The organism is Shewanella vesiculosa, assembly GCF_009994065.1.
Lineage (GTDB): Bacteria > Pseudomonadota > Gammaproteobacteria > Enterobacterales > Shewanellaceae > Shewanella > Shewanella vesiculosa.
In genome coordinates, this window is record NZ_JAACSD010000008.1 from 1 (window position 1) to 16,114 (window position 16,114).

The following is a 16,114-nucleotide window of genomic DNA, read 5'->3' on the forward strand; positions in this document are numbered from 1 at the left end:
TGGTGGGTCGTGAAGGATTCGAACCTTCGACCAATTGGTTAAAAGCCAACTGCTCTACCAACTGAGCTAACGACCCATCTTGGTTTTGCAAGAATATCTATTCTTACTGGGAAAAAGCCAACTGCCTATGTTTCAAGACCAACTAAGCTAACGACCCATCTTGGTAACTAAGAAACACTAACTTAGACAGTAACGATAGAATAAGTTATAGCTCTTAACACCCCCAGAAGGCTATGCCGTTCTGAGGGCGCCTATAATACCTTTTTCAATTTCTCATGCAAGCGCAAATTTATAATTTCTTGTTGTTTGCATGAAAAACAGACTAAGAGGCTGTTTTTTGTCTTGATTAGCCTTTCAATGCCGATAATTGCTGCTGTGCAAGGCGTGCAGATGCACTATCTGCATACTCTTTTAATACTTTATTATAAAGCGATCTGGCGCCGGCTGAATCATTTTCTTTTTCGGCAATCATGCCCAGTTTAACTAAACTGTCAGCACGCTTATTTGAATCAGCAAACTTACTGACAACGGTACTAAAAGCTTGTTTCGCGTCATTGTATTCACTTTTATTATACAATAACTGGCCTAACCAATAGTTTGCATTAGCGGCATAATTAGATTCAGGGTATGTTGATATGAAGGTACGAAAAGCAGGAATTGCTTCATCGTATTTACGTTCTTTGAGGACTAAATTCACTGCAGCCTCATAGCTTCCGGTTTCATCCAACGTTGAACTGGCAGCCGCCACTGTTGTCGCGTCAGCTTGAGCTGGCACTGCTGGAGTTGATGACTTAGCAGTAAGATTAGCAATTTCTTCATACAGCTGTCGTTGACGCTGCAATATCTGATTCATTTGATAATTTTGTTGCTCAGTAATACCTCTTAACTCTAACACTTCATTTTGCAACGAGTCCATACGGCGCTGCATATCAAACTCGCCTTGCTGCTTTGCTTTAATGATGCGTTCTAATCTTGACACTCTGTCATTATTAGAACCACCTGCAACATCTTCAACAGGGGCTGGAGCAGCAAAAGCTGAAGCCGTTGTGAAAAACATTGCCGCAACTAATATGGCTTGTTTCATTTTTATCTCCTAAAAAAAGGCCAACCGATAAAGGTTGGCCTTGTACTTCTTTTACTTAGTAAACTAACACACCACGACGGTTTTTAGCAAAACCAGTATCGTTACGAGAAAAATCCAATGGCTTTTCTTCGCCATAACTGACTATGCTCATTTGGCCAGCCTGAACGCCCATACCTTGTAAATACTTAGCAATCGCTTTAGCACGACGCTCACCTAGTGCAATGTTGTATTCAGGAGTACCACGTTCGTCAGCATGACCTTCAATCAATACGCGAACATTTGGATGCTCAACTAAATAGTTACCATGAGCTTGAAGTATTTCAGCATTTTCGCTTTGAACTTCACTACGGTCAAAATCAAAATAAATGATATTTTGACGACGTAATTCCTGTTCTTTTAAACGTTGCTGCTCTGTTGGGCTTAACACAGGAGCGACACCACCTGTTTCAATACCACCAACACCATATTCACTACCTGTACCACTCATAGAACCGTTAGCGTCAGTTTCAGAGTCTGAAGTTGAGCTACAGGCACTCAGTGCCATAAGCGGAACTGCAACCAACATAGCTTTAAACAACTTATTCAGATCCATTTTAAATCCTTATCAATATCTATTTAGAGAAACGGAGACCATGCTGGTGATTTCACCTCGCCTTGGCCGACAGGCAATCTTGCTTTAAATCTGCCATCCATAGAAACAGCAGCTAATACTTGCTTACCTTGATGGGTTGTACCGTAGATAACCATAGTGCCATTAGGGGCAACACTTGGCGATTCATCAAGTTGAGTTGATGAAAGCACCTGCATAAAACGTGTTGCAAGATCCATTCTAGCAATATGGTACTTACCGTTAGTACGGTTTACAAAAATCATACTACGACCGTCTGGGGTAATTGAACCACCGAGGTTCCATTCTCCTTCAAAAGTCATGCGCGAGACTTTATTTGTATCTAAATTTACTCGATATAACTGTGGCTTGCCACCTCGTTCAGACGTAAACAAAATAGACTTACCATCTGGGAACCAAGAAGGCTCAGTATCAATTGCGTAATGGTCTGTGATACGTCGAGCAGCTTTAGTTGTTATATCAATTATATAAATATCTGGTTGACCGTCTTTTGACAAAGTGACAGCGAGTTTTTTACCATCTGGTGAAAATGCTGGCGCACCATTTATGCCATCAAAACTACTCACTAAAGTGCGTGTTTGACTATAAATGTCTTGCACAAAAATTTCGGCTTTTCTATTTTCAAAACTCACATACGCTAAACGACGACCATCAGGAGACCAAGTCGGTGACATCAATGGCTCAGGTGAACGCAATAACATTTGCTCATTATAGCCATCATAGTCAGCAATCATTAGATGGTAAGGTGCTTTTTGACCTTGTTTTACCACAACATATGCAATACGGGTTAAAAATGCACCACGAATTCCTGTCAGCTTTTCATAAACAATATCACTGATACGGTGACCATATTGTCTAAATTGGTTTGCACTGATAACGGTTTCACGGCTTTCAAGCAATAACTCACTGTTATTCTGAGGTCCTTTGCCAGCTTGAAGCTGTGCTTTAACTAAATCAATGAGTTCAAAACTCACTAAATACTGATCGGCGCCATAGGGCTTAATCGAGCCAACAACAAGTGCTTCAGCTTCAACATTAGTCCAATTCTGAGCAGTAAAATCATTCACTGACGCAATAGATGACTGTGGTAATGCACGTACATCGAGAGTTTTAAAGGTACCGCTACGAGCCAAATCAGATACCACAACATCAGAAATAGATGCTGGAGCAGGACCTTGCCCTTGCCATACAAAAGGCACCACAGCGATAGGTCTTGCTGCATCAACCCCTTCTGTAATCACAATATCTAACGCTGCGCGAGCGGGTGTAGTTAACACTATCAATACCAGCGTTAGCCATTTAGCCAAATTTTTCATGCGACTCCTTTTAACTCAATTCCATCATTAAATACGATTAATATTAATTAAATTCCGGTGAAACGGTTAAATTAATTTCTTTTAATTGCTGATAAACAGCCGGTTCAGGTGACACAGGTAACCGCCCTGCTTTATTTATTGAGGCTTTCGCTGCTCGACAAACAACCTGATCACCATCTAACGTTTGGCTTGTTGTTACAAAACCATCTGCAGCTAGACGAATAAATACCCGACAGCTTTTACCACGCATTGACTCATCAACCACTAGATTTCGTTGAATAGTGGCAATAATCATAGCCTTATATTTATCAACCTCTGACAACACCTGCTTATTGCGCGTTTTAGAAAGTGAGTCTTGCTCTGCAGCCATAGCTTCAGCCATTTCACGCTCTTGACGCGCTTTATTATCAGCTTCAGCTTTACGTTTACGCTCAGCATCTTCCTTACGTTTACGTTCATCTTCAGCACGTTGACGTTCTTCTTGAGCTTTTTTCGCAGCAGCTTCTTCTTGCTTACGCTTTTCAGCTGCTTTCTTAGCAGCATCTTCTGCAGCTTTTTGTTCCTGTTCTTTCTGTTTGCGAACCACTTCAGCTTTATCTGCGCGCTCTTTTTCTAGTACCTGCTTTGCTTGAGCAGCTTTAGCGGCATCATTGGCCTTTTGAGTTTCCTGCTCTTTTTGTTTACGCTGGATCTCTAAGGTTTTAATTTTTTCCTGCTCGCGTTCACGCTCGCGACGGGCTTCTAATGCTTTACGTTCTAATTCTGCTTGACGAGCCTTTTCTTGCTGAGCCACATCTTGTTTTTGCTTCTTTAACTGCTCAACTCTATCATTCACTTTCTGTTGATCAATCACGATCGCTTTCAAAGCTGGCGCACTTGCAGCAGCCGTTTGCATTACCTTCGGCTTATCGTCAAAACTAATGCCTAAAGCCAAGATGATGATAAACCCAATGTGAATACCAGCAGAAATAGACATCGGTACAGTTAAATCTGATTTGCCAGCCACCTATTTCTCCTTTGGTGAATCGGTCATTAACCCTACTGCTGGTACACCAGCGCCTTGCAAGCTAATCATTAATTGAATAACACTTTCGTAAGGTATTGCACGATCGGCCTTTACGACTACAGGCCTTAACGGTTCAAGTAGGATTAACGCGCCAACTTCAGTTGATACCTGCTCTAAGTCCATTGCCTGAGAATTTGAGCTACTACCTGTATTCAAGAAATATTGCCCATCAGCGTCAATTGAAGCAACGATAGGAGGCTTACTGTCCGGTGGTAAAGATTCCGCATTACCTTGCGGTAATTCTACTTTGACCCCTTGGGATACAATAGGCGCTGTCACCATAAAAATAATCAACAACACCAACATAACGTCGATGTAAGGCACAACGTTGATTTCTGCAACTGGGCGACGACGTTTACGCTGATACATTAAACAGCTTCCTTCTCGCTATATGCTTGACGTTGCAATATGTTGGAGAATTCTTCCATAAAGTTAGCATAAGTCATTTCAATTTTATCAACTTGCGTTGTAAAACGGTTATAACCAATAACAGCAGGGATAGCGGCAAACAGACCCATTGCCGTGGCAATCAATGCCTCTGCAATACCTGGAGCAACCATTGCAAGAGTTGCGTTTTCTACCGCACCTAGCGCAATAAAGGAATTCATAATCCCCCAAACAGTTCCGAACAAACCAATGTATGGGCTCGTTGAACCAATGGTTGCCAATAACGGTAAATGGTTTTCAAGTTTTTCCATTTCACGTGACAAACTCACTCGCATTGCTCGAGAGGTGCCATCCATAACCGCTTCAGGTGCTTTACTGTTTACTTTACTCAAACGGGTATATTCTTTAAAACCAGCAACAAACATCGATTCTAAGCCAGAAATCGCACTTCCTCTGGCTATCAGTTCTTTATAAAGTCGATTTAAGTCCACTCCAGACCAGAAAGTATCTTCAAAACGTAATGACTTGACTCTTGCTGAGCTTAATAATTTGTTGCGTTGAAGGATCACAGCCCATGAGGCAATCGATAATGCCAACAAGGTCAGCATAACTAACTTTACCAACACACTGGCTTCTAAAAACAAACCAATAAATGAAATTTCAGCGTGCACTGTCAAACTCCTGAACAATATTTAGGGGAATAGCGCGGGGACGCATACGTGATAAAGATATACACGCGACAACCACTGTCGCTTCACAATAGCAATCACCCTGATGATCAACTAGGCGCTGGTGAAACACCAACGACACTTTTTTTAATTCTATAACCTTGGATTCAACGACTAAATCCTGTTCAAACTTCGCTGCTTTACAAAAATCTAATGCAGCATGTTTAACGACAAAAGCAATGTCTTCTGTCAACAGTTCCGCTTGACTAACACCCATCGCTTTTAACCATTGAGTACGAGCTCGTTCGAAAAATTTTAGGTAATTCGAATGGTACACAACACCGCCAGCATCGGTATCTTCGTAATAGACAGAAATGGGCCAAACAAACATAATTTGAACATCAATTTTTAGGTTGTAAAAGTTGGCTTACTATACCGAGTACCAACACGCTTGTGAATAATGTACCAAGGTAAAAACAGACTTTATTTTGCTCAAAATGAACTGAAACACTCGAAAAACCTCAGGAACAGCAAGAGATGAAGCTTTATTAATGTATTCCACCTAATAATTAACAAGCGGTTAACTAAAGTATGCCATCAAGATAGTATATTACTTGGCGCTGACAGCCGACAATTAGCCCTTGCGAAAGTAAAAAATGTAACCACAAATGAATATAAAATAATCGCTGCAGTCCCATTATCGCACGTCCACATAAACGTAAACGTTAATAAAAGTTAAGCTAAAAATACACTCCACTTAAATATGGTTTTGAGCGAGGTAAAGTGCGGCTTATTTATCACACTATTCGGGGACAGGATCAAAAGAAACTGACCTGAAGTATTTTTCATCGCAGTAACTGAAGTCTATTAATAACGATTAAGAGCAATATTAATCACATTGTGAAACATTATTAGGCTTTATGATTTACGCAAATATGTTCTATTTGTTAAATAAAATCATTACACAATTATCTAATCCGAATACTTATGCAAAAAATGTAAATAACAACTTAGAAAACCGCTACATAAGCCGATTAGGGCAGATATAAAAATATAAGACCCTTAAAAAGGATTAGTTTTACTAATCGTAAAGAGTAATTTTTCTAGTTTGTCAGTTTAGTGTATTAATTCTATTATGATCTTGTTTTCAAGACATGTGATTCAGATATTGAAAATCAAGAACTCCAAACTGATGTAACCCAATACCTCAGTTTTCTCTAGTTCTTATGTTTGACTTCCTTCCTTAGATTTGTTGATTGCAAATTATTTAGCCCACTTGGATTAAGTGGGTTTTTTTTGTCTTTTTTTTGCCGCAGCAATCAACATTAATCTCATATGAGTATACATCTTGGTATTCAACCTTCAGCATCGAACCCGTTAATAAAAAGTTAGTAAGCTTTTTACACTTCGGCATTCAATCAAAAGGTATTTATTTTAGCTCAAGGCCAAAGAGATAGTGATAAATAAACAACTGAGTTTAACTGCGCTAAGTAGCGCAGCTAAAAAATAAATGAGAGGAATTAGATAGGCTTGGTTATTTTAATTACAACTCGGCGATTTAGCTTACGTTCTTCGGCAAGATCATTGCCTGCAACATGGCGTTTTTCACCATGACCGGATGTATGAATACGATCTTTAGGGATACCGCTAGCAATTAAAATATCTTTCACTGAGGCAGCTCGTTTATCTGACACCCTCTGATTAATAGAGCGTCCACCGTAACTGTCTGTGTATGCATCAACTAAAATCAGCTCAACGTCTGGATCAAAAGACAAGTAACGCTGTATTTTTTGTAACTGCTGGGTAGAAAAACGCGTCAGTTCTACCCCACCTTCTTGATAATTTAATACTGTAAAAGCGATATCATCAAAACTATAAGGCAGTAAATTTGCTAAACAAGCGCGAAACTCACGATATTTTCCACCGAAATTAGCTGAAGATATGCCCACTGCAATTTTAGTATCGTTATTGTACCAATCAGCATAATAAAACGTCGGCTCCATCCCCTGACTCAACTCATTTAACATTGACCAGGCAGCTTTTTTAGGCACTTCACCATTAAACTGCTTACTGTAAGTTAACTCAGTAATTTCTTTAGCATTATGCCCTGGACGCCAGCTAGGGGCTCGGCTAATTAACGTTGCTTTAGTCACAGCATCAGGCTTGAGCCACATATCTAAGGTGAAACTTAAATTTAAACTTTTCCCGGCTCTACTGGTAAATATTGCACGGCCATAATCAGGAATATCATGCTCCAAGCGACACTCTATTGGATTATTCTCGCCAACACGCCATGCTGAGTTTTCAAGTGATGCAACGTAGTGCCTCAAATCAGCATGGGCTGTTGAGCAAAGACACAAACTTGTGAGAACGATCAGTTTTCGCCACATAAAAACACCCTTTATACCTAGTTACATTCTTACTATCGGCCCCAAAGTCTGTTCCTTTAGAAAACAATCATGGTTAATCGATGATAAAAACCACAATCAAACATGACACTGCGCTTGAGTTTGCGCATAATACTCGGCCTACATCATTTGCACCGATAAATGATAGCTATTGAGGATAAAGACTGTAATGACTGATATTTGCGACGCTAACAAGTTTAAACACCGCTTTCGTGGCTATTTCCCTGTGGTTATCGATGTCGAAACAGCAGGGTTTAATGCCAATACCGATGCGTTGCTTGAAATTGCAGTCAGCTTATTAAAAATGAATAGCGATGGGATTATTGAACTTGATAAAACGCTTCACTTTCATATTGAACCTTTTGAAGGGGCAAACTTAGAACCTGCAGCACTGGCGTTTAATGGTATTGACCCCACCAACCCACTTCGTGGAGCCGTTGACGAAAAAGTCGCTTTTTTAGAAATATTCAAAGAAGTCAAAAAGGCTCAAAAAGCAGCAGATTGCCATCGCAGTATTATTGTTGCTCATAACGCCGCTTTTGACTTAGGTTTTGTTAACCAAGCGATTGAACGAAACGGCTTAAAGCGTTCTCCATTTCATCCTTTTGCAAGTTTTGATACCGCGACACTAGCAGGTCTTGCGATTGGCCATACAGTGTTAGCTAAAGCTTGTAAAATGGCTGGGATAGCTTTCGATAATAACGAGGCGCATTCAGCTTTATACGATACTGAACGCACGGCCGAATTATTTTGCCTAATCGTTAACCGTTGGAAGGCGCTGGGCGGTTGGCCGTTAGTGGACCAAGATGATAGCAAGGATCTAGCAAACGAATAGTTAAGCCCAATTTTTTTATCACTTTTCGCCGGCTATTAATGGCCAACTATTTATTTACATCGACAAACTCAATACTAAACCATGAGTTTGATCCAATAAAAAAGCTGCCGAAGCAGCTTTTTTATTGTCTCTAATACGCTAAATTATAGCTTATCAGAGTTGTCTTTTAAGTATGCCGCTACACCTTCAGTGCTTGCAGTCATACCTTTTTCGCCTTTTGACCAGCCCGCTGGACAAACTTCACCGTGCTCTTCATGGAACTGAAGTGCGTCAATCATACGGATCATTTCATCAACGTTACGACCTAGTGGTAAATCGTTAACCACTTGATGACGAACCTGGCCTTCTTTATCTACTAAGAATGAACCACGGAAAGCCACACCCGCTTCAGGATGTTCAACATCGTATGCTTTACAAATTTCGTGCTTAACGTCAGCAACTAGAGTGTATTTAACTTGGCCAATACCACCCTTGTCTACTGGAGTGTTACGCCATGCGTTATGAGTGAACTGTGAGTCAATAGAAACACCAATCACTTCAACACCACGCTTAGTGAACTCTTCCATGCGGTGATCAAAAGCAATTAGCTCAGATGGACACACAAAAGTGAAATCAAGTGGGTAGAAGAAAATAACCGCAGGCTTACCTTTAATTGCGGTAGTGAGGTTAAATGTGTCAACAATCTCACCAGAACCAAGAACGGCTGCTGCTGTAAAATCTGGGGCTGGACGGCCTACTAATACGCTCATTATCTATCTCCATTTAATGACTTAAACACTCGACAACGTTATAAGGTTCTTACTAAATAGTGATCTAGCAAACAATTAACTATAACGTTGGGACATATATCAGTTGTATACCATACATCTAATTCAACGGACTTATAAGTTATTTCAGATGAAAATTGGTTTACCTGCTGAAAAATAAAACATCATGACGCTTTGAATAATATCTTTCCAATATGACAAGATGATTTGTTGAGAAGATTTCACTGGTGCCTTACTTGCAGTAACTGATGAACGTTAGTCAATATTGCTAAAAAATCAGCATAAACAAGCAAAAAAACGATATACGCTGGACAAATAGACTATTGGCAGTCAAGAATAGCCGCCTCACTTACTTTTAAGAAAAATGATTATGAATGCGGTTGTCATCGCGGTTTGCTTAATGTTGTTTTTAAGCTTTATTCGAATTAACGTTGTGGTGTCATTGACCATTAGTGCTGTTGTCGCAGGTATCGTTGGTGGATTAGATATTCATCAAACAATAGCAGCATTTAATGACGGCTTAGGCGGCGGCGCTCAAATCGCATTAAGTTATGCATTACTCGGTGCCTTCGCCGCAGCATTATCGCATTCAGGCTTAACAACGTTAATTTCTCATTCAATTATAAAAAAACTGGGTAAAGAACCTAATAGTGGTAATACCCAAGTTGTACGGTGGTTGTTATTGATCACGATACTGTTAATGGCAATATCATCGCAAAATATTTTGCCTATTCATATCGCCTTTATTCCTATCCTTATTCCGCCACTATTGCATGTGATTTCTAAGCTCCATATCGACCGACGTCTTATTGCCTGTATTCTGACATTCGGTTTGGTCACCACTTATATGATATTACCTATCGGTTTTGGTGGCATTTTCCTCAATGACATCCTGTTAGCAAATTTAAATACTAATGGCTTAAATGCCGTAGCCGAACAAATACCTAAGGCAATGTTACTGCCAGCAATAGGTATGGTTGTTGGTCTGCTTACGGCGATATTTATTAGTTATCGCAAACCTAGAGAATACATGATTGAACAACCTGTGATCAGTGACAGTATTTCAACCACCATTAGCCGAAAAAGTTTGTTGGTCTCACTCTCTGCGATTTTGGCGACGCTAATTGTTCAATTACAAACTGACTCGATGATATTTGGCGCATTAAGTGGATTTATCATTTTTCGGTTTTCAGGAATAATCAAGCACGAAGTCAGCAAAGACTTGTTTAATCAGGGCGTGCACATGATGGCTAATATTGGCTTTATTATGATTGCAGCGGCAGGCTTTGCAGCAGTAGTTAAATCAACTGGTGAAGTTAGCACACTGGTAACCTCTTTAGGTGACATTATTGGTGACAACAAGGCATTAGCTGCGCTATTGATGCTGATTGTTGGACTGTTAATTACAATGGGAATTGGCTCTTCATTCTCAACGATTCCTATTATCGCCACCATTTATGTGCCATTAGCTCTCAGTTTTGGTTTCTCGATTGCGGCAACCATTGCACTCGTCGGCACAGCGGCCGCACTTGGTGACGCAGGATCGCCAGCATCGGACTCCACTCTGGGCCCCACTGCTGGTCTCAATGCCGATGGGCAACATGACCATATTCGAGACAGCGTTATCCCAACGTTTATTCACTACAATATCCCATTACTGATATTTGGCTGGATTGCCGCGATGGTATTGTAAAATAGGCTAAATACTGACGAGCTGTCTTGATATAATAAAAAACGGGAGCCTAACAAAGGCTCCCGTTTTTTATTGTCTGGTATTAAAGCATCAAGCCATCTAACAATGGTCTTTAACATTGAGCATAAAAATCGCTCAGTTAATATTACTTAGTACCGAATATCTTGTCACCAGCATCACCTAAACCAGGCAAAATATAACCTTGCTCGTTTAAACAATCATCAATTGCTGCGGTATAAAGTTCAATATCAGGATGCGCGAGTTCAAGTGCTTTGATACCTTCTGGCGCGGCAACCAAAACCAGTGCTTTGATCGAAGTACAGCCACGTTTTTTCAGTAAATCGATAGTCGCAATCATCGAACCACCAGTGGCTAACATAGGGTCAACCACTAATGCGATGCGTTCTTCAACATTACTGACTATTTTTTCAAAGTAAGGCACAGGCTGTAATGTTTCTTCATCGCGATAAATACCGACAACAGAAATACGAGCACTAGGTAGATGCTCAAGCACACCATCCATCATTCCTAAACCCGCACGTAAAATAGGCACGACAGTGACTTTCTTACCTTTAAGTTGATCAATAGTAACAGGGCCATTCCACCCCTCTATGGTAACCGTTTCAGTTTCAAAATCAGCTGTTGCTTCATAGGTTAATAAACTGCCAACTTCAGTGGCAAGTTCGCGAAATCGTTTGGTGCTGATATCTGCTTCACGCATCAAACCGACTTTATGACGAACCAGAGGATGCTTTACTTCAACGACTTTCATTTATTTCTCCTAGATTTCTGACTATTTCAGGCAAATTTGATAAATGTTAGACGATTTATCCTCTCTATAAAACATAAAGTTTCAAAATTGCTGTAAATCGTGAGCTAAACCAATAAAAAATAGGCAAATCATCGTTTTCTTTATAGGATAAAGTAAAAAGATGGCTTCCGACTCGCACGACAAACTGGTAGAATATCGGCGCATAAAATTCCATAAAACGATGTACCCTAGAGGATCCTCCGTGACCACTCCAACCCCCCTAAGTTACAAAGACGCCGGCGTTGATATCGATGCAGGTAATGCGTTAGTAAACAACATTAAATCTGCGGTAAAACGCACTCGCCGTCCAGAGGTTATGGGCAATTTAGGTGGTTTTGGCGCATTATGCGAATTACCAACTAAATATAAACACCCTGTACTGGTTTCCGGCACAGATGGTGTTGGCACTAAATTAAGATTAGCTATTGATTACAAAAAGCATGACACCGTGGGTGTTGATTTAGTTGCAATGTGTGTCAACGATCTGATTGTTTCTGGTGCTGAACCACTTTTCTTCCTCGATTATTATGCAACAGGTAAGCTTGACGTTGAAACAGCTACCTCTGTTGTTACAGGTATCGCTGAAGGTTGTTTCCAATCTGGTTGTGCTTTAATTGGTGGCGAAACTGCTGAAATGCCAGGCATGTATGAAGGCGAAGATTACGATCTAGCTGGATTTTGTGTTGGTGTTGTTGAAAAAGCAGACATCATTGATGGTACCAAAGTCAAAGCGGGTGACTCACTTATCGCTCTAGGTTCTAGTGGTCCTCATTCAAATGGTTACTCGTTAATCCGCAAAGTATTAGAAGTGAGTAAAGCAGACCCGCAGCAAGATCTTGCTGGTAAGCCATTAATAGACCATTTACTTGAACCAACAAGAATTTATGTTAAGCCTTTATTGAAGCTGATTGAACAATCAGACATTCATGCAATGGCACACATTACCGGTGGTGGATTCTGGGAAAATATCCCACGCGTGCTGCCTGATGATTGCAAAGCTGTCGTCAAAGGTGACTCTTGGCAGTGGCCAGTGGTGTTTGATTGGCTAATGACAAACGGCAATATTGCACAACACGAAATGTTCCTAACATTTAACTGTGGTGTCGGTATGGTGATTGCACTACCAGCAGATAAAGTCGATGCCGCATTAGCATTATTAACCGCCGAAGGCGAAAATGCTTGGTTAATAGGTGAAATTGCTTCTCGTCAAGGTGACGAAGAGCAAGTGGAGATCATCTAATGAGCCAAAGCTGTCGTGTTGTGGTACTGATTTCCGGTAATGGCAGTAATCTTCAAGCTATCATTGATGGTTGTGATGATAATTTAAAAGCTAACATTGTTGGAGTGATCAGTAACAAGCCGGATGCTTATGGATTAATACGCGCCCATCAAAGCGAAATTGATACCAGTTGTGTTATTCCTTATGCCAATGAAATACGCAGTGAATATGATGCGCGTTTATTAAAGGCAATAGAAAAGTATCAGCCTGACCTGATCGTTCTAGCCGGATTTATGCGTATTTTAACTGATGATTTTGTTAGCCATTTCCTTGGAAAGATGATTAACATCCATCCATCGTTATTGCCTAAATATCCAGGATTACACACGCATCAGCGTGCCATTGATGCTGGCGATACCGAACACGGCGCCAGTGTACATTTTGTGATACCAGAACTCGATGCTGGACCTGCTATATTGCAAGCTAAAGTGCCGATTTACCCTGAAGATGATGCTGAAACATTAGCAGAGCGTGTTCACGAACAAGAACATGCTATTTATCCACTGGTGGTAAAATGGTTCAGTCTGGGTCGTTTGACTATGACTGATGGTAAAGCTTATTTAGATGGCCTATTAATCGGTGAATCTGGGTATGCGCCGGACTAATCTGTCACTCAGCTTTTAACATGCTGCTCATAAAAAAACCTCGCTGACATGCGAGGTTTTTTATGTAACAAACAAAAATGAGATTAAGTACTAACGTACTGGTAGGTCAATATTAGAAAACATTTCATCAATCAATTGTTGGTCACGAAGGGCCACGGCTTTTTCAACAACATCTCGGGTTAAATGCGGTGCAAAATGACGCATAAAATCATACATATAGCTACGTAAAAAGCTACCACGTCTAAAGCCGATTTTGGTTGTACTATGGGCAAACAGATGACTTGCATCAATTGCCACTAAATCTTTATCAACCGCTGGATCAATTGCCATTGAAGCAATCACCCCTACACCAAGCCCCAAACGAACATAAGTCTTAAGGACGTCGGCACTGGTTGCACTAAACACCACGCGCGGATCAAGATCTGCACGCTTAAACGACTTTTCAATTTCAGATGCTTTATCAAAACCAAACACATAAGTGACCAATGGAAACGTCGCTAAGTCTTCGATACTGATTTTTGCCGATTGGGAAGCTAGCGGGTGATCCCGTGTGACGACAATTGAACGATTCCAATGGTAACAAGGCAACATAATGAGATCGGTATATAAATGCATCGCTTCTGTCGCGATGGCAAAGTCCGCATCGCCTCTGACTGCTTGCTCACTAATTTGCGAAGGCGTGCCCTGATGCATATGTAAATTAACTTTTGGATATCGTTTAATGAACTCACGAATTATTTGTGGCAGAGCATAGCGAGCTTGTGTATCTGTCGTAGCAATATTCAACTCCCCCTGATTGGGCTTGGTATATTCTTCAGACACCTTCTTAATACTATCGACCTTGCCAAGTATATCATTTGCAATATCAATAACTTGCTGACCTGCAGGGGTCACGTGAGTCAAGTGTTTACCACTTCGACCAAATATTTGAATGCCTAATTCATCTTCTAGCATTCTAACTTGCTTACTAATACCGGGTTGTGAAGTATAGAGATTCTCAGCCGTTGATGACACATTTAGGTTGTGTTTAACAACCTCTGCAATATATCTAAGTTGTTGCAGCTTCATGGTTTTATCCTTGATTTAACCGGCACTCATCAGCAAATATGCAAATAAGAAAAAATCGGTCGTTGTTTTACATAGCAAGAACAATTGTTCAACTATAATAAAACGTTATATGACACTTGAAATGTAATATAAATAGGAATAACGAGCAAGTAAAAATAGCGGTTATTGAATCGACTTAGCTTTTTTATAAACATCTTGGTTAGTCTGTTTAATGATTTATCAACAAAACGACTTATTATTCAACGACAGCCACGATAACATACGCTAAGATATAGAATCTTTTTGATGAAATTTTATTAGCACAGCTTATTCCAACATCAAATTTACTTCTAGCCATCGTTGTTTGGCTATACTTACCATGTGATATGAAAGATAAAATGGAACCTTTATGTCCTTAATTTTGGTATTAATTCTTATTGGTGCACTGCTACTGCTGATTATTGGCTTTAGTATTGTCCAACAACAAAAAGAGCGGGCAGAAGCCGAGCGTCGCATAGAAATTGCTCGTCAGCGCGCCATCATAGATGAAACCGATGCCGTCTTATCTAACACAGGTATGACACCATCTTCTAGCCATATAATGTTAATCCTTTATCGCCGCATTCAAGATGCTTTAGAACAGTCATTATTACATGCATCAGGGCAATTAAAATCTGATTACGAACGTCGCTTAAACGACATAAAAGCACAAGTATCTAGTGTATCTAGCTCAGCAAGCCAAGTCCCTGCGATTGAGGGCTTCCGCTTACCTGATAATGACAGACAAGTTTTAGAGTTAGTCAAAACACTCAAAAAACTTAAAGCGATTTTACGAGCTGAACATAACAAGGGAAAAGTTGATCCGTCTATTTTTAGTCAAGAAGAAATGCGTATTGATAACCTTCAATTAAGAATTAATGTTGAATCTATGATTACTCGAGCACGTGCCGCTTGCTTTATGAAACAGTACGGTTCAAGTAAACAGATGGTCACTAAAGCTTTAAACACTTTGCACACGATAAAGGGACAAACGCCGAATGATCCTTTTATTGCTCGTAAAGTCGATGAAGCCAAGCAACTACTCGATGAAATAATGGGTGCTCAAAAGCATAGTGAACCAAGTGCACCAAAACAGAAAAAAGAAGGTGATGATCTTGATATGCTATTTCAACCGAAAAAGAAATGGTGATGGTCTTGCTTTAATTTTGCTATAAAAAAAGCCCCGTTATGAGGCTTTTTTTATAGGCGAAATTGATTTTAAGTAAAGTCGTCGTTACTTTTTAACCACACAAAAAAAATCACTTAATACAAAGGCTTAGTGATATAAACAACATTCGTCAACAAAGTTGTCCACAGATTCTGTGGATAACATTTTAATCCGTTATTATTACTGGATTAATAAGTAATAATTCATCTGTACGCTGATACGGCATAGCTGGGTGTATATAACTCGCGTAAAGTTACTATATTGATTTATGACATGTCATATAGAGCGCGTCAAGCCATTAAGATCAAAAGTA

Annotated in this window: 16 protein-coding genes and 1 tRNA gene; 5 read left to right on the forward strand and 12 right to left on the reverse strand. The window is 40.1% G+C overall.

The window, feature by feature from the left end; all coding sequences use genetic code 11:
• From GW828_RS09900 to GW828_RS09940, 9 genes are all read right to left on the reverse strand, one after another.
• Positions 1 to 76: transfer RNA gene (locus GW828_RS09900), tRNA-Lys, on the reverse strand.
• Positions 77 to 346: 270 nt separating this feature from the next.
• Positions 347 to 1,084 carry a tol-pal system protein YbgF gene (gene ybgF / locus GW828_RS09905; RefSeq protein WP_124016525.1) on the reverse strand — a complete coding sequence of 246 codons (738 nt, stop codon included), beginning with the start codon at positions 1,082 to 1,084 and terminating at the stop codon, positions 347 to 349.
• A gap of 55 nt (positions 1,085 to 1,139) precedes the next feature.
• A complete protein-coding gene (gene pal, locus GW828_RS09910; RefSeq protein ID WP_124016524.1) occupies positions 1,140 to 1,676 on the reverse strand; it encodes a peptidoglycan-associated lipoprotein Pal in 537 nt (178 codons plus the stop codon).
• 23 nt (positions 1,677 to 1,699) lie between these two features.
• Positions 1,700 to 3,028 carry a Tol-Pal system beta propeller repeat protein TolB gene (tolB, locus tag GW828_RS09915; protein ID WP_124016523.1) on the reverse strand — a complete coding sequence of 443 codons (1,329 nt, stop codon included), beginning with the start codon at positions 3,026 to 3,028 and terminating at the stop codon, positions 1,700 to 1,702.
• 43 nt (positions 3,029 to 3,071) lie between these two features.
• Positions 3,072 to 4,034 carry a cell envelope integrity protein TolA gene (gene tolA / locus GW828_RS09920; RefSeq protein ID WP_182722238.1) on the reverse strand — a complete coding sequence of 321 codons (963 nt, stop codon included), beginning with the start codon at positions 4,032 to 4,034 and terminating at the stop codon, positions 3,072 to 3,074.
• Positions 4,035 to 4,463: a protein TolR gene (gene tolR, locus GW828_RS09925; RefSeq protein ID WP_124016521.1), complete on the reverse strand. Its 429-nt coding sequence runs from the start codon at positions 4,461 to 4,463 to the stop codon at positions 4,035 to 4,037.
• Entirely contained in the window at positions 4,463 to 5,152 is a 690-nt protein-coding gene (gene tolQ / locus GW828_RS09930; protein WP_124016520.1) for a protein TolQ, read from the reverse strand. Before tolQ ends, tolR begins: the two co-directional genes overlap by 1 nt.
• Positions 5,142 to 5,543, reverse strand: coding sequence for a tol-pal system-associated acyl-CoA thioesterase (gene ybgC, locus GW828_RS09935; protein ID WP_124016519.1), 402 nt, complete (start codon positions 5,541 to 5,543; stop codon positions 5,142 to 5,144). Before ybgC ends, tolQ begins: the two co-directional genes overlap by 11 nt.
• A 1,126-nt stretch (positions 5,544 to 6,669) precedes the next feature.
• A complete protein-coding gene (locus GW828_RS09940; protein WP_124016518.1) occupies positions 6,670 to 7,539 on the reverse strand; it encodes a flagellar protein MotY in 870 nt (289 codons plus the stop codon).
• A 187-nt stretch (positions 7,540 to 7,726) separates the two neighbouring features.
• Here GW828_RS09940 and rnt point away from each other — a divergent pair, with 187 nt between their 5' ends.
• On the forward strand, positions 7,727 to 8,392 hold the full coding sequence (rnt, locus tag GW828_RS09945) for a ribonuclease T (RefSeq protein WP_124016517.1): 666 nt from the start codon (positions 7,727 to 7,729) through the stop codon (positions 8,390 to 8,392).
• A gap of 143 nt (positions 8,393 to 8,535) precedes the next feature.
• On the opposite strand, the gene GW828_RS09950 is transcribed toward rnt, so the two are convergent.
• Positions 8,536 to 9,141: a peroxiredoxin gene (locus tag GW828_RS09950; protein ID WP_124016516.1), complete on the reverse strand. Its 606-nt coding sequence runs from the start codon at positions 9,139 to 9,141 to the stop codon at positions 8,536 to 8,538.
• 388 nt (positions 9,142 to 9,529) lie between these two features.
• Here GW828_RS09950 and GW828_RS09955 point away from each other — a divergent pair, with 388 nt between their 5' ends.
• The gene (locus GW828_RS09955) at positions 9,530 to 10,852 is read left to right on the forward strand and encodes a Na+/H+ antiporter family protein (RefSeq protein ID WP_124016515.1); all 1,323 of its coding nucleotides are present in this window, start codon (positions 9,530 to 9,532) and stop codon (positions 10,850 to 10,852) included.
• A 145-nt stretch (positions 10,853 to 10,997) separates the two neighbouring features.
• On the opposite strand, the gene upp is transcribed toward GW828_RS09955, so the two are convergent.
• Positions 10,998 to 11,624 carry a uracil phosphoribosyltransferase gene (upp, locus tag GW828_RS09960; RefSeq protein ID WP_124016514.1) on the reverse strand — a complete coding sequence of 209 codons (627 nt, stop codon included), beginning with the start codon at positions 11,622 to 11,624 and terminating at the stop codon, positions 10,998 to 11,000.
• Between the two features lie 241 nt (positions 11,625 to 11,865).
• On the opposite strand from upp, the gene purM reads away from it, so the two are divergent.
• Both purM and purN read left to right on the forward strand, forming a co-directional pair.
• Complete coding sequence (gene purM, locus GW828_RS09965) at positions 11,866 to 12,903, forward strand: phosphoribosylformylglycinamidine cyclo-ligase (RefSeq protein ID WP_124016513.1); 1,038 nt, start codon at positions 11,866 to 11,868, stop codon at positions 12,901 to 12,903.
• On the forward strand, positions 12,903 to 13,547 hold the full coding sequence (gene purN / locus GW828_RS09970; RefSeq protein WP_124016512.1) for a phosphoribosylglycinamide formyltransferase: 645 nt from the start codon (positions 12,903 to 12,905) through the stop codon (positions 13,545 to 13,547). Before purM ends, purN begins: the two co-directional genes overlap by 1 nt.
• A 90-nt stretch (positions 13,548 to 13,637) precedes the next feature.
• On the opposite strand, the gene cysB is transcribed toward purN, so the two are convergent.
• Complete coding sequence (gene cysB, locus GW828_RS09975; RefSeq protein WP_124016511.1) at positions 13,638 to 14,615, reverse strand: HTH-type transcriptional regulator CysB; 978 nt, start codon at positions 14,613 to 14,615, stop codon at positions 13,638 to 13,640.
• Between the two features lie 388 nt (positions 14,616 to 15,003).
• Here cysB and GW828_RS09980 point away from each other — a divergent pair, with 388 nt between their 5' ends.
• Positions 15,004 to 15,783: a hypothetical protein gene (locus GW828_RS09980; protein WP_182696963.1), complete on the forward strand. Its 780-nt coding sequence runs from the start codon at positions 15,004 to 15,006 to the stop codon at positions 15,781 to 15,783.
• Positions 15,784 to 16,114: the final 331 nt, after the last annotated feature.

What these genes read in the sequence shown, in the direction of transcription:
- ybgF (WP_124016525.1), bottom strand. Translation starts at nt 1,084, where the DNA reads ATGAAACAAGCCATATTAGTTGCGGCAATGTTTTTCACAACGGCTTCA.
- pal (WP_124016524.1), bottom strand. Translation starts at nt 1,676, where the DNA reads ATGGATCTGAATAAGTTGTTTAAAGCTATGTTGGTTGCAGTTCCGCTT.
- tolB (WP_124016523.1), bottom strand. Translation starts at nt 3,028, where the DNA reads ATGAAAAATTTGGCTAAATGGCTAACGCTGGTATTGATAGTGTTAACT.
- tolR (WP_124016521.1), bottom strand. Translation starts at nt 4,463, where the DNA reads ATGTATCAGCGTAAACGTCGTCGCCCAGTTGCAGAAATCAACGTTGTG.
- GW828_RS09940 (WP_124016518.1), bottom strand. Translation starts at nt 7,539, where the DNA reads ATGTGGCGAAAACTGATCGTTCTCACAAGTTTGTGTCTTTGCTCAACA.
- rnt (WP_124016517.1), top strand. Translation starts at nt 7,727, where the DNA reads ATGACTGATATTTGCGACGCTAACAAGTTTAAACACCGCTTTCGTGGC.
- GW828_RS09950 (WP_124016516.1), bottom strand. Translation starts at nt 9,141, where the DNA reads ATGAGCGTATTAGTAGGCCGTCCAGCCCCAGATTTTACAGCAGCAGCC.
- GW828_RS09955 (WP_124016515.1), top strand. Translation starts at nt 9,530, where the DNA reads ATGAATGCGGTTGTCATCGCGGTTTGCTTAATGTTGTTTTTAAGCTTT.
- upp (WP_124016514.1), bottom strand. Translation starts at nt 11,624, where the DNA reads ATGAAAGTCGTTGAAGTAAAGCATCCTCTGGTTCGTCATAAAGTCGGT.
- purN (WP_124016512.1), top strand. Translation starts at nt 12,903, where the DNA reads ATGAGCCAAAGCTGTCGTGTTGTGGTACTGATTTCCGGTAATGGCAGT.
- cysB (WP_124016511.1), bottom strand. Translation starts at nt 14,615, where the DNA reads ATGAAGCTGCAACAACTTAGATATATTGCAGAGGTTGTTAAACACAAC.
- GW828_RS09980 (WP_182696963.1), top strand. Translation starts at nt 15,004, where the DNA reads ATGTCCTTAATTTTGGTATTAATTCTTATTGGTGCACTGCTACTGCTG.